Consider the following 15,966-nt stretch of genomic DNA (forward strand, 5'->3'; position numbering starts at 1 on the left):
GGGGGCGGCGGGCAGGGTGAACTAAGCTTGGATAAGAATGGTTCACCTTTGGGACACCCGCGATGCTTCACATCAAGACACCGTTGATCCTGCACCTGGGCCTGTCGACACCGACCCGACGAATCTGGTTGAAGATGGAAAACCTGCAACCCAGCGGTTCGTTCAAGCTGCGTGGCATGGGGTTACTGTGCAGTCAGGCCAAGGCGCAGGGAAAAAGCCGAGTGGTGTGTCCTTCGGGGGGCAATGCCGGTTTTGCCACTGCTATTGCTGCCGCCAGCCTCGGGTTGAGCGCCTGCATTGTGGTACCGCACACCACCCCTGAATCAACCCGCGCGAGGATCCGCAAAACCGGTGCCGAAGTGATTGTGCACGGCAAGGTCTGGGACGAGGCCAATCAACGGGCCAAAGAACTTTCACAGGACGCCGACACCGAATACGTACCGGCCTTCGATCACCCCGTATTGTGGGAAGGGCACAGCACGCTGGTCGATGAAGTGCTGGAGGTGTGTCCTCAAGTGGATGTGATGGTGACGTCGGTGGGGGGCGCAGGCTTGCTGGCGGGCATTCTCACAGGGCTGATGCGCCATGGGCGCACGGATTGCCGGATCATCGCTTGCGAAACCGAGGGTGCCGCTTCTTTCGCGGCGGCCATGAAAGCCGGGCATCCGGTCCGGTTGCCGCGCATCGATACCGTGGCGACCTCGCTGGGCGCGGCGAAGGTGGCGGCCTGGCCGGTGCGGCACCTGCGCGATTTCCGTCACCAATGCGTCGTGCTCCGCGATGAGGACGCGATCATGGGGGTCGTCCGTTTTGCCAGCGACCTGCGTCAGCTGGTGGAGCCAGCGTGTGGTGTGTCATTGGCGGTGGCGTACCTCGACCATCCCGCCATAGCCGATGCGCACGACGTGGTGATCGTGGTCTGTGGCGGGGTGAGTGTCAGTGCGCAATTAGTCGCCGGGTGGGCACGTTTGTCCGCAGGGAAAGCGAAGTAGGGCTGTAAACGCACTCCAGGTGTCACAAGCCCCACCGCTGTTTTCACGGACTTTATTGGCCGGCAGCATCGCCTTCCTGGATCAGGATGGCGCGAGCCAGGTCTTCATCGGTGGCGTTGAGTCCGGGATTGTCCTGACGGATTTTTTTCAGCACCGATTCCAGATAAACCCCGCGAATAGCACCACCACTGGCCACGAAGCTGGAAGCGTCATCCCGCGCGGGAATCATGAGTTTATGGTCCTTGAAGGTCGAGTACAGCGAAGCGGAGACCCCGGCCGACGTGGCAACATCGCCCGCATCCACTTTGGCCATAGCCGAGCCGAAGGGTAAACACAGCATCAGGGAAGAGATGATAATCAGACGGCGCATGACGGTGTCCTCTGAAAGCGTGAAGCAAATAGGAAGTACCTCATAGTTTAGGATGCGCGGCGAGCGCCAGGAGTTCCTTGACCGAAAAATTTCGTTCAAAAACGCACAATTGCTCCGGTGGTCAGCCACTGATCACGTTCCCCTGTCAGATTGCGTCCCGCCACCACATCAACGTCGATACGCTCGCCAAGGTGAAACCGTGGACCGGCCTGCCACGCCTGTTCAGCACCTCGTTGGCCATAGCGTTCGGCAATCAGCGTCAGTGACCGGGCCAGGTCGTATTCGACGCCGGTGCCCCAGGTCCAACGATGGTGTTGTGCCCCGTCGTCATAGGCCTGAGCCCATCCCGTGTTGAGGTTCAGGCGCAGTGCTCGAATCGGCTGGTAGGTGAACGGAAGGTTCAATTCGCTGCCATCGAAAACGTGTGCCCGGTTGAAAGCGAAATGCGCCGTGCCTGCCAGCGCCCATTCAAGACCGAGATCTTCTCGCGCAAACAGTGAGGTCTTGAACTGCGGGCTCAGTTGAGTTTCCGAGTCTGCGTCATCGCGACTGTGCGCAATGGCCGCGCCGAGTTGCAGGGTGGGCAGCCCCTTCAACGTGCAGTCCTGGGACAACGATGCGTTGCTCGATGAGTGATTATGGCGACCGCTCTGGTACCAGGTGTCGATGTTGCATTCGCCCGGTGCATTGATCGCGGCATCATCCACCACGTACGCACCGCCGGCCGCTTTGGCTTTGGACATCACTGTCAGGAGTGCGATCAGGCTCAGGGTGATACTGACGAACCACAGATTGCGCCGCACCCTTCGACCTTGTACGGGTGGCAGGTTGCGCACAAAAGACATGAATTCACGAGTCGGTTTCTGCATGAGGTTTACCTCGAAGTTTTCATTTGAAAAGCAGCCCCCTTTTAACCGCACACCCCTGTAGCAGCTGTCGAGCCCCGGCGAGGCTGCGTCCGGGCTCGACAGCTGCTACACAGGGCGTGCGGGGGTGGCAAGCGACAGGGTTTGCAAACCGGCCGCCCGGGCTTGGGCGAGCAGCTCTTCGGTGTCTTCGCCGCCGGGCAGGGCGATCACCACGTCCGGTCGGCTGTCGCGCAACATGAAGTGGTTGCGCAAGCGCTCTGCTGACTTGCCGTGGCGCTGCCAGTTAGGCGGGTAACGCACAAGGTCGATGCCTTGTTCTCGCGCCCATTCTTCGATTTCGCCGCCCAGATGCCGGTTACCGCCATGGATCAGCACACGCACCGGGTGCGCGCGTTGGAAGGCGTCGAGCACCCGTCGGCAATGGCCGCTGTCGGCGTAATGGCGTCCCGCACAAATCAGCAGGCGCATGACGGGGTTTCCTTCGCCGGATCGTTGTTCTCGATCACTCGCTCACCGACGCGTTCAAGCAAGGGATAGGCGAGGGCGGCGATGTGGTGGTGCACGCGGCGGTAATCGCGCAGCACGCGTTGGAAGAGGTCTCCGGACTCGGCCCAGGTGTTTTTGTCATCCTGCAGTTTGCGAAAATGCTCACGGCTGGCGTGCGCTTCCAACTGTCTGACGGTTTCCTTGCGACTGATCAGTTGATGGGCGATGGCGATGTCTTCGCGCAGGAATACGCTGATCGCCAGGCTCAGGCTTTCCAGCAAGGCGTCGTGCAGCGGGGCGATGTTGCCCAGCTCGAACGCCGAGAACTGTTCGCCACGGCGCACCCTGCGCATCGCCAATTGCGCGAGGCTGCTGGAGAGAATGTCCGCCGCGTGTTCGAGGTTGATCACGAACAGGAGGATTTCCTGGGCGCGATCGGCATCGTCGTCGCTGAGGCCTTCCTTGCCGATGTCGGCCAGATAGGCACGAATCGCTGCGCTGAGCAGGTCCAGGGATTGATCGATGCGTCGTACGTCGTCGACACAGGTCGGCGCCGAGGTGTGGAACAGCTGCAACAGGCGCCCGAGCATCGCCGAGAACATATCGACCATGCGCAGCGCTTCCCGGGCCGCGTTGGACAAACCGATATTGGCCACGTCCAGGCCGGCCTCGTCCAGATAGTGCGGCATGCCGGGATCGACTTCCCGCACCGGATCCGGCAGCAGCCGGGTCAGGGCATTGGCAAGTACGTCGGTCAAACCGATGAACACCAGCGCCAACAACAGATTGAAACCGCTGTGCAGGACCACCACCAGTGTCGTCGGATTCAGGTTCGTCTCGGCCAGCTCCCTGGCAAACGGCAACACCGCCAGCGCACCGACCACCCGCACCAGCAGATTACCCAGCGGCAAACGTCGACCGACGCTCGATCCAGCGTTGATCACTGACGGCAAGGTCCCGCCAATGTTTACACCCAGGACCAACGCCACCAGGGTGGTCGCGGAGAGCATGCCGGTCGCGGCCAGCGAGACGATCAGCAACACCACGGCCACGCTGGAATGGCAGAGCCAGGTGAGCAGCAGCGCCACCAGCAGGGCAATCAGCAGGTCGCCGTCCAGGCTTTGCATGATCAGTTGAAACACTGGCGTGGTTTCGACGTGCGCCAGGGTTGAACCGAGCATGTGCAGGGCCAGCAGCATCAGCCCCAGGCCGATCAGCGCACAGCCGATACTTTCAAAGCGTGAGTCATCGCGCAGGCGAAAGACGATCAACCCCGTCAGTAGCATCAGTGGCATGAGCATCGACAGGTCGAGGCTGAGCAATTGCACCACCAGGGTCGAACCGAAATTGGCGCCCAGCATCATCGCCAGCGCCGGGGCGAGCGCGAGGGTGCCGGCGGCGGTGAACGAGGTCGCCATCAGGCTGACGGCGGTGCTGCTTTGCAGGAGGCCGGTGATGCCGATCCCCGACAGCAACGCCATCCAGCGGTTGTTCAGGTGGTGGCCGAGCCACTGGCGCAACGGCGAACCAAAGCCGCGCAGCAACGCCGAAGAAATCATGTGAGTGCCCCACAGCAGCAATGCGATGGCACCTGCGAGGTTGACCAGTAGAGTCGTTCCCGACATGAGAACTCTCCTTATTCCGTGTTGCATTGATTGAAAATCCAACCACAAAAACCTGTGGGAGCGAGCTTGCTCGCGATAGCGGTGTGTCAGTCAACACGGATGTTGAATGTGCTGATGCCATCGCGAGCAGGCTCACTCCTACAGGGGGTGGCTCAAATCAGAACCACTGCTTGAAGCGGCGGATGTAGAGGGTTTTCATGACCTGCGCGAAGACGCAGTAGCTGAGCAAGGTGCCGACCAGCCAAGGGAAATACGCCCACGGTAATGGCTGCAAACCGACCAGCGTGCCCAGTGGCGAGAACGGAATGTAGATGCCCAGCACCATCACCAGCCCGGTCATCAGAATCACCGGCAATGCCGCCGTGCTCTGGAAGAACGGGATCTTTTGCGTGCGCAGCATGTGCACCACCAGCGTCTGCGACAGCAGCCCTTCGATGAACCAGCCGGACTGGAACAGGCCCTGCATTTCCACACTATTGGCGGCGAACACGTACCACATCAGCGCAAACGTGGTGATGTCGAACACCGATGACGTCGGCCCGATCCACAGCATGAAACGGCCGATGTTCTTCGCGTCCCACTTGCGCGGTTTGCTGAGGAATTCCTTGTCCATCTTGTCCCACGGCAGCGCCAGCTGAGAGATGTCGTACATGAGGTTTTGCAGCAGCAGGTGAATCGACAGCATCGGCAGAAACGGAATGAACGCACTGGCCACTAGCACCGAGAACACGTTGCCGAAGTTGGAACTGGCAGTCATGTTCAGGTACTTCATGATATTGCCGAAGGTTTCGCGGCCCTTGAGCACGCCTTCTTCGAGCACCATCAGGCTCTTTTCCAACAGGATGATATCGGCCGATTCCTTGGCAATGTCGGTGCCGCTGTCCACCGAAATGCCGACGTCGGCATCGCGCAGGGCGGGGGCATCGTTGATACCGTCGCCGAGGAAACCCACGGTATGACCGTTGGCCTGCAACGCCTTCAGCACCCGCGACTTTTGCAGCGGCGTCAGCTTGGCGAACACCGTACGTTCTTCGACGCGCAGCTTGAGGGTGGTGTCGTCCATGCTTTCGATGTCCTGGCCGAGCAGCGGGGTGCCCGGTTCCAGGCCGACGTCGCGGCAGATCTTGCAAGTGACGACCGCGTTGTCGCCGGTCAGCACCTTGACCGTCACGCCCATGTCCCGTAGCGCCGCAATGGCTGGGCCAGCGGTTTCCTTCGGTGGATCAAGGAAGGTCAGGAAGCCGCGAATCACCAGTTCGCGCTCATCCTCGGTGGTGTACTGGTTTTTGCTCTGTGCTGTCGGGATCTCGCGGGTGGCGACCAGCAGCACGCGGAAGCCGTCTTCGTTGTACTCGTTGGCCAGGGCCAGCAGGTCTTTGCGGCGTTGATCATCGAGGGCGACGACGCTGCCGTTTTCATGGAGGTGACTGGCGATGGACAGCATTTCCTCGACCGCGCCTTTGCACACCATCAAGTGGTCGTCGCGGCTGTCCTTGACGATGATCGACAGGCGCCGACGGACGAAGTCGAATGGCAATTCATCGACCTTGCTGTAGGCGAATGGCACACGGAACTTCGTGTTGCTGTTGGCAAATTGCACCACCGCCTGATCCATCAGGTTTTTCAAACCACTCTGGTGATGGCTGTTGAGCCACGCCAGTTCGAGGATCACATCGTCGCGCCGGCCATGGCTGTCGACGTGGTGCTCGAGAATGATCTTGTCCTGGGTCAGGGTGCCGGTCTTGTCGGTACACAGCACGTCCATCGAACCGAAGTTCTGGATCGCGTTGAGGCGCTTGACCACCACTTTGCGCTTGGCCATGGCCATCGCGCCTTTAGCGAGGTTGGCGCTGACAATCATCGGCAGCATTTCCGGGGTCAGGCCGACCGCGACCGCCAGCGCAAACAGAAACGCGTCGCTCCAGTCGCCCTTGGAAAAGCCGTTGAGCAGGAACACGATCGGCACCATCACCAGCATGAAACGGATCAACAGCCAGCTGACACTGTTCACCCCACGGTCGAACGCCGTTTGCACCCGCGAGCCGACAATCGCTTTGGCCAGCGAACCGAAGTAAGTGCGCGAGCCAGTCGCGACCACCACGGCTTTGGCGGTGCCGCTGACCACGTTGGTGCCCATGAAGCAGATGTTTGGCAGGTCGAGCAGGTTCGATTGATCGGCGGCGTTGCCGGTAGCGGACTTCTGGGCGACGTTGCCCAAGGTGTCGTATTTCTCCACCGGCAAGGCTTCGCCGGTGAGCACGGCCTGGCTGATGAACAGGTCGCGGGATTCGATCAGGCGGATATCCGCCGGGATCATGTCACCGGCGCTGAGTTGCACGATGTCGCCGGCCACCAGCTCGCGCATCGGTACTTCACGAAGCGTCGCCTCCTGGCCACGTTGCCCGCGCCGCAACACGGTGGCGGTGGTGCGCACCATGGCCTTGAGGGTTTCGGCCGACTTGGCCGAGCGGTATTCCTGCCAGAACCGCAGCAGGCTGCTCAAGGTAACCATGGTCATGATGATAATGACCTTGGTCAGGTCGGCGTCGTCGCTTTCACCCTGGCTGATCGGCAGCCAGTAATCGGTGAAGAAACTGATGCCAGCCAGGGTCAGCAGTACATAGATGAAAGGATTGTTCAGGGCTTTGAGCAGCTGGACGAGGGCGTGAGGCGGCTTGTCGTGGGCCACTTCGTTGTAGCCCCCACGCGCCAGACGGCCCTCGACTTCCAGTTCGGTGAGGCCGTCCGGGGTTGCATTGAGGTTGGCGAGGGTGATGGCGAGGCCGTTCTGGGCTTCTCGTGCGGCGCGCATCGACAGTTTGGCGTTGTCGCTGCTGGCACCTTTGGCGCGGGTATTCGGGGTTTTTACGGTGGTCATCGCGTGTGCTCCTGCCGCTGACTGGCGGCACGACACACAGCCGGCTCACCCAACTACAGGCGAGCGAATGTATGTCGAGCCGCAAACAAGCGATCGATGTCAGAAGTATTGGTTTGTTGTTTTAACGTTCGCTGGCTATCAATAGGGAAGTGATAGGCAGCGAACCGTCTACTGGCTTCGTCCATAACTAACTCCAATTAACGTGTGTTATAAAAGGCAATAAGAAGTTGTCGGTTTCCCTTGTCAGGAAACCGTTGAAGGAAGGACTTTAAAGTGCCTTCAAATCAACTGAATGTGCGGTTTGTCAGGCTCGGCTTCGCAGCCGGACGCGACGCGCGATGCGTCGACTCGGTGGTTCCTGGCTGTCGTCCAGGTTCCAGCGTTGCTGAAGTCGACCCGTCATCGGGCAGACGCGCCAGTTGGCACGCGGATGTGCCTTGGAAGTGGACGAAGGGCTGGAAAACGGCGCAATGGCGCGCTTCGCGAGCGTAGGCTCACGGCAGGGCTTGACCCGCATGGTCGAAGCAAAGGCGCGTACGCCGGGCATTACGATGGTGTTGAAGTTCATAACATGCCTCTGGACCGGACGGACACCGGTGAGGCAAGTTACGGTGGAGCATCAAGCTCTAGCGCAGCTCACCCGACCGAAAAGTCGAGTCCCGTCATTTTCTGGGTTATGTGCCAGATTCTGCAGTTTCGCAGCAACCCGACAGCGACTAGATACTGTGTCCATTGGATTCCGTAGTGAATTGAAAAAGGGCCTTCGTCGAAGGCCCGGGCAATTTACTCAGCGAGGTGAAGTCCGTCAACCTTAAAGGCCCGATTAATAGTGTATTAAATGGAAAAGTTGCACATTTGATTATTGAGTTCAGCCAAATGACAGTAAGTTGTCATTCATGTGAAGGCGTGCAGCGAGGGCCGGTTTGAAAATGAGCACAGGACAATCGAGCATCGATACCGACTGCGTAGTGGTTGGGGCCGGCGTGGTCGGGCTGGCGGTTGCCAGGGCGCTGGCTGGGACCGGGCGGGAAGTGATCCTGATCGAAGCCGGCGAGGGGATTGGCGTGGGCATCAGCTCGCGCAACTCGGAGGTGATTCACGCCGGTATTTACTACCCGACCGGTAGCCTCAAGGCGCAGTTGTGCGTTGAAGGCAAGCAACGGTTGTATGCCTTCTGCGATGCGCGCGGGGTTGATTATCAGCGCCTGGGCAAGCTGGTCGTGGCCACCGATGACAACCAGTGCGCGGCGTTGCGGGCATTGTTGGAACAAGGGCGACGGAATGGCGTCGATGATTTGCAGTGGCTGGATGCAGCGCAGGCCCGAGCGCTTGAACCGGCACTGTCCTGCGTCGCCGCGCTCTGGTCACCTTCTACGGGAATTGTCGATTCCCATGCGTTGATGCTCGCGCTTCAGGCGGATGGGGAAGCCAGCGGGATGTCGATTGCCTTTCATACACCGCTGGAATCCGCTCGTTGTAAGGCACACGGTTTTGATCTGGTCATCGGCGGTGCGCAACCCATGCCCCTGAGTTGCCGTGAGTTGATCAATTGCGCCGGGCTTTCAGCGCCTGACGTGGCGAGCCGGATCAAAGGGTTGCCCTCGCAGCACGTTCCAGTGGCCCGATTGTGCAAGGGCAGTTATTTCAGTTTCAGCGGCCGCGCGCCGTTCCGGCATCTGGTCTATCCGGCGCCGGAAAGTGCCGGGCTTGGCGTGCACATGACCCTCGACCTCGGCGGCCAGGCACGTTTCGGGCCGGACGTCGAATGGGTCGATCAGGTCGATTACCGCGTGGACTCGCGCCGCGCCGATGGATTTTACGAGGCGATCCGCCGTTACTGGCCCGGTCTTCCCGATAACGGCCTGCAACCGGCCTACAGCGGCATTCGCCCGAAAATCACCGGTCCGACCGAACCTGCAGCGGATTTCATCATCAGCGGTCCGGCCGAACATGGCGTGCCGGGACTGGTGAACCTGTTCGGCATCGAGTCACCGGGCCTGACCAGTTGCCTGGCACTGGCCGAGCGGGTGGTGCAGCGCCTTACGCAAACCCGTAGCAGCTGACGAGCCGAACGCAGCCTCGCGGTGCTCGTCAGATGCTACAACGGGGCACGAAGCGCAGGTGCCGGTTATCAGTCGTTGCGATGCCCGGAGCCATGAGGGCTATGCTTTGCAGTGCGCCCATCACCATGGGAGACCTCTGATGATCAACGTACGCACTGCCCGCATGCTTGCCGATTACAAAAACTGGGCCGACCAGCGCCTCTTTGACAGCCTGGCCACATTGCCGGCGGGTGAGGTCAGTAAAGATCGCGTGTCGGTGTTCAAGAACATGATCGGCACCCTGAACCACATCTACGTCGTGGACTGCATCTGGCAGGCCCACCTCGAAGGCCGAGGCCACGGCTTCAAAACGTCGCATGATCTGTTGCACGCCGACCTTGCCGAACTGCGCATGGCGCAACGGGAGATTGATCACTGGTATTGCGACTGGAGCGAAAGCCAGACCGAAACGTCGCTGGATAAACCCGTTGAATTCACGTTTGTCTCTGGCGAAAGCGGCACCATGAGCGCTGGCGCGATACTGATGCACGTGGTCAACCACGCCAGCTATCACCGTGGCTGGGTGATCCAGATGTACTTCGAAATCCCGGCCATGCCACCGGTCACGGACTTGCCGGTGTACCTGCGCGAAACCCAGCCGACCGCTTTTAAGTCGCCGCATGCCCCGGCAGTGGAGCCGCCATGTACTGTGCAATTTTCGAGCGCAACCAGCGTTCTGCCGGGTCGTTATCGTTGACGCCGTTCCAGACCATGGACAGTTCGGACAGCACGATATCAAACGGCGGGTCGTCGGCCCGCAACTGGCTGCTGCCTTCGATCAGCGCACACGCGGCATAATCCGGCACCGAGGCGAGCAAATCGGTGCCGGCCAGTAATGAGCGCAATCCGGCAAACTGCGGCACCGCCAGCACTACCCGCCGCGAACGACCGATGCGCGCCAAGTCGTTATCGATGGCCCCGGTCAAGTCCCCGGAAAACGACACCAGCGCATGAGGTCTTTCGCAGAATTCATCCAGTGTCAGAACACCGGGGCGGTCGTCGCCGCGCAGGATTTTTACGCTCAAGTCGCGCAATTTCTTGCGCTTGGCGTTGGCTGGCAGTTCCGTGGTGTAACTGATCCCGACAGAAATCTCGCCGCTGGCGAGCATCGACGACATCAGCAGAAAATTCACCCGCCGCACCACTACCACGACGTTCTGCGCTTCCTCGCGAATCTGCTTGAGCAACGGCGGAAACAAGCCGAACTCAGCGTCGTCGGACAGGCCGATGCGAAACACATCACGGCTGGTGGACGGGTCGAAATCCTTGGCCCGGCTGACCGCGCCGGAAATGGTGTCCATCGCCGGTTGCAGTTCCTTGAGGATCGCCAAGGCGCGCAGGGTCGGCTCCAGCGTACGGCCGTTGCGCACCAACAGCGGGTCGTCGAACAAGTCGCGCAATTTGGCCAGTGAGGCGCTGACGGCGGGTTGGCCGAGGAACAGCTTCTCCCCGGCGCGGGTGAGGTTTTTCTCGAACATCAGGGTTTCGAAAATCACCAGCAGGTTCATGTCCACACGGCGCAGGTCGTTGCGGTTCATGTTGGAGGCTCGCAGGATTTTGAGGGTCTGTTCAGTAAAGCATCAAACCTGAGAGGGTCATTAAACGGCGATGTTTAACACACATCTCCAGACACTCTGCGAGGCTACACAACCTTGCGCCATTGCCTACGACTGCGCCAGAATCCGCCGGCTTGTGCGCCTTGGGCCGGGACTCTATCGTTTGCGGGTCGCTGACAAATCAGCGATCGGGTTTAGCGACCCGAACCTTTGTAGGCGCAACAGCGCTCCAAACTCTCTTGCAGAATGTTCATCTCTGCGATTGATGTCATGGCGGCTGTGCGCGGGAGACCTTCGGGTCTGCCGGGCGCCTACACCCGGTTCGCTAACCTGTGTACAGCCGCCACCCTTTCTTGTTTAGCGACAGGTTCAGGTGGCTCCATTGATTGTAGGAGTTTCACTATGTTCAAGATCACACCCAACCCGCCAGAAACCGACACCGACGACGTTTCCCCCTACGAATCCGCCGATTCCAAAAAGCTCAACACCGCCGCCGACCGCGCCCTCGACTACTACCTCAAACCGGTCATCCCCAAAGACACCCCGCGTAAACCCAGTACCCTCTACTTTGTAGGGCACGACACCGATCACGAAACCCTGCTGGTCAACGCCTGCGAGACATTGGTGTCAGCGAGTGTGATGTTGAGCGACTTCGCCGGGCAGTTGAACGGCACTCAGCGCCATACCCTGCTGGGCATTCAAAACTCCGTGATGTTGGGCGAACTGGCGGTGAATCGGATGCTGGATAACGTCGACCCGCATGGCTAATGCCACTACTGCACTGATCGTTCCCACGCTCTGCGTGGGAATGCAGCCCGGGACGCTCCGCGTCCTTCTGAAGCTGGAGCGCGGAGCGTCCCTTGAGGCACTCCCACGCAGAAGCGAGCCCCTACAATCCTTTTTTTGAGGCGAAAAGTAATAACGTTAATAGCAAACTGTTCTTAATTACTGTCATTTATCGCAGGTGTTGATATTTTGAGTTTGATTTAACTTTGCATGGCAGCTTACTTTAATAATTGTGGAGGTTGTTATGGCGATTGATAGAAAGCTTGACGATATGTTGGCTTGTAGTATTGTTTATGATGAGCGCATAGATGTCTGGGATATGAATGCGGCTATGGCAGTTGTTATAGAACGAAATGTAGACTCCGAACAACGCTATAATGATCTTCTGATAGAAATTCCCAGTGGGAAACGTGCCGTCGAGCCGCCGACTTACACTCCGAAGCCTCCTGGGGATGACACCCCTCAATGGATTTGGGATAACTATAAAAATGGTGGTCGTACGAGCTAGCTAAGTGTAATGGCTTGCGTTTGAAAACACGCTGGCTCGCAGTCCAGTGTGTTATTGAACGACGCCTTTAACTCGCGCGTTTTGGCGCTGAATTGTTCCACCACGTCCTTCATACGTATCCAATGCGTGTCAACGTAGTCTCCAAGTCGTAGACTAAGAAGGTGGTAGATATATCTAGCAAATAGATCTGCCACCTTTTTTGTCGTTTGAAGTTTATTAAGTAAAGCATCAATCCGGGATTAGCCATTAAACAGCGATGTTTCTCTGCGAGGCTACACAATCCCTGCCAGGCATTCCGCATTCCATGATGTCGGGCGAACTGGCGGTGAACCGCATGCTGGATAAAGTCGATCCACAAAGCTAACGCTGATCTAAGGCGAGGCGAGGTCCTGTGGCGAGGGAGCTTGCTCCCGGTGGGCAGCGCAGCGGCCCCACTCACTGGTGACGCGTTCTATCAGGCACGCCGCGGCAAAGGTTTTACGACTACTGCGTAGCCGAACGGGAGCAAGCTCCCTCGCCACACTGGTCAAGTTGACCTTGAATTTTGCAGTGTTTGTTCGGGCCTCATCGCGAGCAGGCTCACTCCCACAGGGATTTTTCTGGACTCACTAGTTAAAAGGTGACAGATCTATTTGGTAAACAGGTCTGTCGCCTTTTTTGTCGTTTTTTTTGTATGTCACAGTAATTAGGAATAAATGATTCCGCTTCCTTATTGCTGTTATGCCTTGTTGGGCCCGCAGGTCGCGCATATACGGCGGTTAATAAGGATGATTTAATTCAAGCTCGTTCTCAATGTTTGCTTTTTCTTAAGATTAGAATATCAATGATGGATGCTGTAGAGCATTTCGCCTTTGGGGCCCAGGGTGCCAGAGTAAGTTATTTTTTGTCCCTTGTTATAAGTTCGTCCTTTCCGACTTTCTGTAATGCTTATGGCTTTCCCACCGTCATCAGGGATGATCGTAATGGAATAAATCGTGGTGTCGATATGAGGGTTTGGAGTCGGATTGGACTCACGGAAAGACTCAACCGTTCCTGTAAAGTTTGGCATGGTATTACCTCATCGATTGAGGGTTAATTTAGGAGCCGGTTCCTGATGGTTCAGCACGAGGCTAAATTGCGAACCGTGATGATGACTTTAGCGTGTTTAAATTCAGTATTTAACTGTAATAAGTGACAGTTTTTATGGTGTTTTGTAATATCTGAGATAGCCAAATTAAAGTATGTGGTTTTCCTGACGCCAGGAACATTAATAAAGTTAATCTGGGTTGTACGCAGCAGGATGGGGGAGATGGCGGGCTGTTCTGGATTCACCTCGCGGTGATTCAGTGCGATCAGCGCGGAACTTTTGCGAGCTACCGTTGGAGATTCCCCGTGACCGCCAGGGCATGTTCGAACCCCAACTCGTCTCCAAACACCAGACACACTGGACGGGCTTCGACGACAAAGTCATCTCGCTGTACGCCCGAGGCATGACCGTGCGGGAAATTCAGGGGCACCTGGAGGAGATGTACGGCACAGAAGTCTCCCCCAGCCTCATCTCAGCGATTACCGTGTTAAGTAAGTGCCTTCAGGCCTGTCACCTTTTTGCTAAAACCTATAGCCAAAAATTCTTAAAAACTGTTATTTGTTACAGGTGCCAATTCGTACATGCAGTTCTATATTTATTTACGTAGCAAAAGAATAAGTCGTATGAGTGATCAACTTTTCTTGCGCGTCTATTTTCCGCCAGAAAGGCAACAAGACCTAATTATCTCCTTATAATTGGAGCCTATCGTGACAGATAAAAAAAACGACCGGATTGACCTTGTCCTCGGAACTAATATCATGTCGGGCAATGAGTCCTTCGAAATCAATCCAAAATTTGACGAAGCTTCTGTGCGCGATTTAAGGTGGACTGATGTATTAACTGGTGCCTACCCAGCGACATCAGGCGAGAAAATAGATATTGCAATCACTGCTATAGATGCTGCCATAGCAGCGATAGGAGATACTCGGGTAAAACGAGGGATTCCTCTAAATCGATCATTCATTCTTTCAGAAGAAAACTGCGTAGACCATATAATCAGCCAGAAAAACAGCACCTACTCGCACCGATTCCCAGAAGGTTCGACACTCTTAGACGATAAAAATTACGCCTTTACAATTTTAAACGATTTAAAAAATGGAATTTACCTGGACGGAGAAGGCAATCTTTACTCATATAAAGATTTTTTAAGCGGTTTATACAATGCCAGCAAAAAATAATAAAACAGCTGGAAAATAGCTGGAAAAGGGGATAGCTGGAAAAGGGAACGCATTTATTTATCTCTGTCGTTTGAAGTTTATTAAGTAAAGCATCAATCCGGGATTAGCCATTAAACAGCGATGTTTAACACACATCTCCAGACACTCTGCGAGGCTACACAATCCCTGCCAGGCATTCCGCATTCCATGATGTCGGGCGAACTGGCGGTGAACCGCATGCTGGATAAAGTCGATCCACAAAGCTAACGCTGATCTACGGCGAGGCGAGGTCCTGTGGCGAGGGAGCTTGCTCCCGGTGGGCAGCGCAGCGGCCCCACTCACTGGTGACGCGTTCTATCAGGCACGCCGCGGCAAAGGTTTTACGACTACTGCGTAGCCGAACGGGAGCAAGCTCCCTCGCCACACTGGTCAAGTTGACCTTGAATTTTGCAGTGTTTGTTCGGGCCTCATCGCGAGCAGGCTCACTCCCACAGGGATTTTTGTGGACTCACTATTTGTGATCAACACAGAACAATTGTAGGAGTGAGCCTGCTCGCGATTACGGTGTGTCAGATACAGATCATGTCGGCTCAGGCGGGCGGCGCCTCAGTCAATACCTTGCGGAACGTCTCCACCAACGGCCGCAAATTGATCCGGTGCCACGCCGCCCACAGGGGGCGGGTGAGGGCAATCCACGGCACTTCCCGCAGCACCACACCCGGCGGTGCATTGCGGCTCAAGCCTTTCTGAATCATCGCAATGCCCAGTCCCGAGGCCACCAGGGCCATGGCAGTGAAGGGGCCGGTGGCTTCCATGCGGATGTCCGGGGTGAAGCCGGCGCGAATGCAGGCGCTGACGAAGTCTTCGCGGTTACTGACATTCTGGTGGTGCTGCACGCCGATCCACTCTTGATCGGCGAGGTCGGCCGGGGTCAATGTCGTCTGGTTGGCCAATGGATGATGCTCAGGCAATGCCAGCAGCATCGGGTCGTCCAGCACTTGAAAGCCCAGCAGATCCGGATCGTTTTTGGCCGGTGGTTCGCTGACCAGTGCGATGTCGAGGCTGCGCTGGCGCAGGCCTTCAAGCTGTTCAGTAGAGCGCAGGTTGTACAGCGCGACATGCACGTTCGGCCGCTCGACCCGCAACACACGCAGGGCATTTGGCAACACGCCGGCGTGCATGGCGTTTTCGATGTAACCGACGCACAAACCGCCTTCTTCACCGCGACCGAGGCGTTTGCCGAGGGATTCCAGGCGACTGGCGTGGGTCAGCAGGGCGCGGGTTTCGGCGAGGAAGGTCTGGCCGTCGCGGGTCAGGCGAATGCGTTGTTGGCTGCGTTCGAACAGGGTCAGCCCCAGGCGTTCTTCGAGTTGGGCGATTTGCCGGCTCAGCGGTGACTGGGAAATGTGCAGGCGTTCGGCGGCGCGACCGACGTGTTCTTCTTCGGCGACGGCGACGAAGTAGCGCAATTGGCGGATGTCGATCATGTCAGACCTCTGGGGACTCAAGTGCTGCACATTATGTCTTGGACGGTCCGACCGTCGCAATCTAGGATCTGCTCAACGGTCAGG

15 protein-coding genes and 1 pseudogene are annotated in these 15,966 nt (G+C 57.5%); 7 read left to right on the forward strand and 9 right to left on the reverse strand.

Translation table 11 applies throughout. The features are described from left to right. Nucleotides 1-62: 62 nt before the first annotated feature. Nucleotides 63-992: a pyridoxal-phosphate dependent enzyme gene (locus SB725_RS14395; protein WP_410921991.1), complete on the forward strand. Its 930-nt coding sequence runs from the start codon at nucleotides 63-65 to the stop codon at nucleotides 990-992. A gap of 52 nt (nucleotides 993-1,044) precedes the next feature. On the opposite strand, the gene SB725_RS14400 is transcribed toward SB725_RS14395, so the two are convergent. The 6 genes from SB725_RS14400 to SB725_RS14425 form a co-directional block, all read right to left on the reverse strand. Next, complete coding sequence (locus tag SB725_RS14400; protein ID WP_027925372.1) at nucleotides 1,045-1,362, reverse strand: DUF2388 domain-containing protein; 318 nt, start codon at nucleotides 1,360-1,362, stop codon at nucleotides 1,045-1,047. Nucleotides 1,363-1,457: 95 nt separating this feature from the next. Further along, entirely contained in the window at nucleotides 1,458-2,231 is a 774-nt protein-coding gene (locus SB725_RS14405) for a hypothetical protein (RefSeq protein ID WP_027925373.1), read from the reverse strand. Between the two features lie 105 nt (nucleotides 2,232-2,336). Further along, nucleotides 2,337-2,699 carry a DUF2493 domain-containing protein gene (locus SB725_RS14410; protein ID WP_027925374.1) on the reverse strand — a complete coding sequence of 121 codons (363 nt, stop codon included), beginning with the start codon at nucleotides 2,697-2,699 and terminating at the stop codon, nucleotides 2,337-2,339. Continuing rightward, nucleotides 2,687-4,342 carry a Na/Pi cotransporter family protein gene (locus tag SB725_RS14415; protein WP_410921992.1) on the reverse strand — a complete coding sequence of 552 codons (1,656 nt, stop codon included), beginning with the start codon at nucleotides 4,340-4,342 and terminating at the stop codon, nucleotides 2,687-2,689. Before SB725_RS14415 ends, SB725_RS14410 begins: the two co-directional genes overlap by 13 nt. 157 nt (nucleotides 4,343-4,499) lie before the next feature. After that, the gene (gene mgtA / locus SB725_RS14420; RefSeq protein WP_410921993.1) at nucleotides 4,500-7,220 is read right to left on the reverse strand and encodes a magnesium-translocating P-type ATPase; all 2,721 of its coding nucleotides are present in this window, start codon (nucleotides 7,218-7,220) and stop codon (nucleotides 4,500-4,502) included. Nucleotides 7,221-7,524: 304 nt separating this feature from the next. Next, complete coding sequence (locus tag SB725_RS14425) at nucleotides 7,525-7,788, reverse strand: hypothetical protein (protein WP_027925377.1); 264 nt, start codon at nucleotides 7,786-7,788, stop codon at nucleotides 7,525-7,527. A gap of 361 nt (nucleotides 7,789-8,149) precedes the next feature. On the opposite strand from SB725_RS14425, the gene SB725_RS14430 reads away from it, so the two are divergent. Both SB725_RS14430 and SB725_RS14435 read left to right on the forward strand, forming a co-directional pair. Further along, nucleotides 8,150-9,283 (forward strand): NAD(P)/FAD-dependent oxidoreductase, encoded by a 1,134-nt coding sequence (locus SB725_RS14430; RefSeq protein ID WP_410921994.1) that lies wholly within the window; start codon nucleotides 8,150-8,152, stop codon nucleotides 9,281-9,283. A 139-nt stretch (nucleotides 9,284-9,422) separates the two neighbouring features. Next, nucleotides 9,423-10,019 carry a DinB family protein gene (locus SB725_RS14435; protein ID WP_410921995.1) on the forward strand — a complete coding sequence of 199 codons (597 nt, stop codon included), beginning with the start codon at nucleotides 9,423-9,425 and terminating at the stop codon, nucleotides 10,017-10,019. Here the strand turns inward: SB725_RS14435 and SB725_RS14440 are convergent. Then, nucleotides 9,931-10,860: a LysR substrate-binding domain-containing protein gene (locus SB725_RS14440; RefSeq protein ID WP_027925380.1), complete on the reverse strand. Its 930-nt coding sequence runs from the start codon at nucleotides 10,858-10,860 to the stop codon at nucleotides 9,931-9,933. The two genes, SB725_RS14435 and SB725_RS14440, sit on opposite strands and share 89 nt — an antisense overlap. 420 nt (nucleotides 10,861-11,280) lie before the next feature. On the opposite strand from SB725_RS14440, the gene SB725_RS14445 reads away from it, so the two are divergent. Continuing rightward, complete coding sequence (locus SB725_RS14445; RefSeq protein ID WP_194939624.1) at nucleotides 11,281-11,646, forward strand: DUF6124 family protein; 366 nt, start codon at nucleotides 11,281-11,283, stop codon at nucleotides 11,644-11,646. Between the two features lie 262 nt (nucleotides 11,647-11,908). Further along, complete coding sequence (locus SB725_RS14450) at nucleotides 11,909-12,172, forward strand: hypothetical protein (protein WP_194939623.1); 264 nt, start codon at nucleotides 11,909-11,911, stop codon at nucleotides 12,170-12,172. 820 nt (nucleotides 12,173-12,992) lie between these two features. On the opposite strand, the gene SB725_RS14455 is transcribed toward SB725_RS14450, so the two are convergent. Next, a complete protein-coding gene (locus SB725_RS14455) occupies nucleotides 12,993-13,220 on the reverse strand; it encodes a hypothetical protein (protein ID WP_156428495.1) in 228 nt (75 codons plus the stop codon). Nucleotides 13,221-13,515: 295 nt separating this feature from the next. On the opposite strand from SB725_RS14455, the pseudogene SB725_RS14460 reads away from it, so the two are divergent. Together SB725_RS14460 and SB725_RS14465 are read left to right on the forward strand one after the other, a co-directional pair. Beyond that, nucleotides 13,516-13,722: pseudogene (locus tag SB725_RS14460) on the forward strand (transposase); the annotation flags it as partial. A gap of 223 nt (nucleotides 13,723-13,945) precedes the next feature. Next, nucleotides 13,946-14,416 (forward strand): hypothetical protein, encoded by a 471-nt coding sequence (locus tag SB725_RS14465; RefSeq protein WP_410921996.1) that lies wholly within the window; start codon nucleotides 13,946-13,948, stop codon nucleotides 14,414-14,416. A 569-nt stretch (nucleotides 14,417-14,985) separates the two neighbouring features. Here the strand turns inward: SB725_RS14465 and SB725_RS14470 are convergent. Then, complete coding sequence (locus SB725_RS14470) at nucleotides 14,986-15,882, reverse strand: LysR substrate-binding domain-containing protein (protein ID WP_027923255.1); 897 nt, start codon at nucleotides 15,880-15,882, stop codon at nucleotides 14,986-14,988. Nucleotides 15,883-15,966 lie beyond the last annotated feature (84 nt).

Origin of the sequence: Pseudomonas sp. SIMBA_041 (assembly GCF_046535095.1) — a bacterium.
Taxonomy (GTDB): Bacteria; Pseudomonadota; Gammaproteobacteria; order Pseudomonadales; family Pseudomonadaceae; genus Aquipseudomonas; species Aquipseudomonas mucoides.

Bases quoted from the DNA above. Each gene is read 5' to 3' on its own strand.
- mgtA (WP_410921993.1), bottom strand. From the start codon at position 7,220: ATGACCACCGTAAAAACCCCGAATACCCGCGCCAAAGGTGCCAGCAGC.
- SB725_RS14415 (WP_410921992.1), bottom strand. From the start codon at position 4,342: ATGTCGGGAACGACTCTACTGGTCAACCTCGCAGGTGCCATCGCATTG.
- SB725_RS14425 (WP_027925377.1), bottom strand. From the start codon at position 7,788: ATGAACTTCAACACCATCGTAATGCCCGGCGTACGCGCCTTTGCTTCG.
- SB725_RS14435 (WP_410921995.1), top strand. From the start codon at position 9,423: ATGATCAACGTACGCACTGCCCGCATGCTTGCCGATTACAAAAACTGG.
- SB725_RS14455 (WP_156428495.1), bottom strand. From the start codon at position 13,220: ATGCCAAACTTTACAGGAACGGTTGAGTCTTTCCGTGAGTCCAATCCG.
- SB725_RS14450 (WP_194939623.1), top strand. From the start codon at position 11,909: ATGGCGATTGATAGAAAGCTTGACGATATGTTGGCTTGTAGTATTGTT.
- SB725_RS14440 (WP_027925380.1), bottom strand. From the start codon at position 10,860: ATGAACCGCAACGACCTGCGCCGTGTGGACATGAACCTGCTGGTGATT.
- SB725_RS14400 (WP_027925372.1), bottom strand. From the start codon at position 1,362: ATGCGCCGTCTGATTATCATCTCTTCCCTGATGCTGTGTTTACCCTTC.
- SB725_RS14405 (WP_027925373.1), bottom strand. From the start codon at position 2,231: ATGCAGAAACCGACTCGTGAATTCATGTCTTTTGTGCGCAACCTGCCA.
- SB725_RS14470 (WP_027923255.1), bottom strand. From the start codon at position 15,882: ATGATCGACATCCGCCAATTGCGCTACTTCGTCGCCGTCGCCGAAGAA.
- SB725_RS14430 (WP_410921994.1), top strand. From the start codon at position 8,150: ATGAGCACAGGACAATCGAGCATCGATACCGACTGCGTAGTGGTTGGG.
- SB725_RS14445 (WP_194939624.1), top strand. From the start codon at position 11,281: ATGTTCAAGATCACACCCAACCCGCCAGAAACCGACACCGACGACGTT.
- SB725_RS14395 (WP_410921991.1), top strand. From the start codon at position 63: ATGCTTCACATCAAGACACCGTTGATCCTGCACCTGGGCCTGTCGACA.
- SB725_RS14410 (WP_027925374.1), bottom strand. From the start codon at position 2,699: ATGCGCCTGCTGATTTGTGCGGGACGCCATTACGCCGACAGCGGCCAT.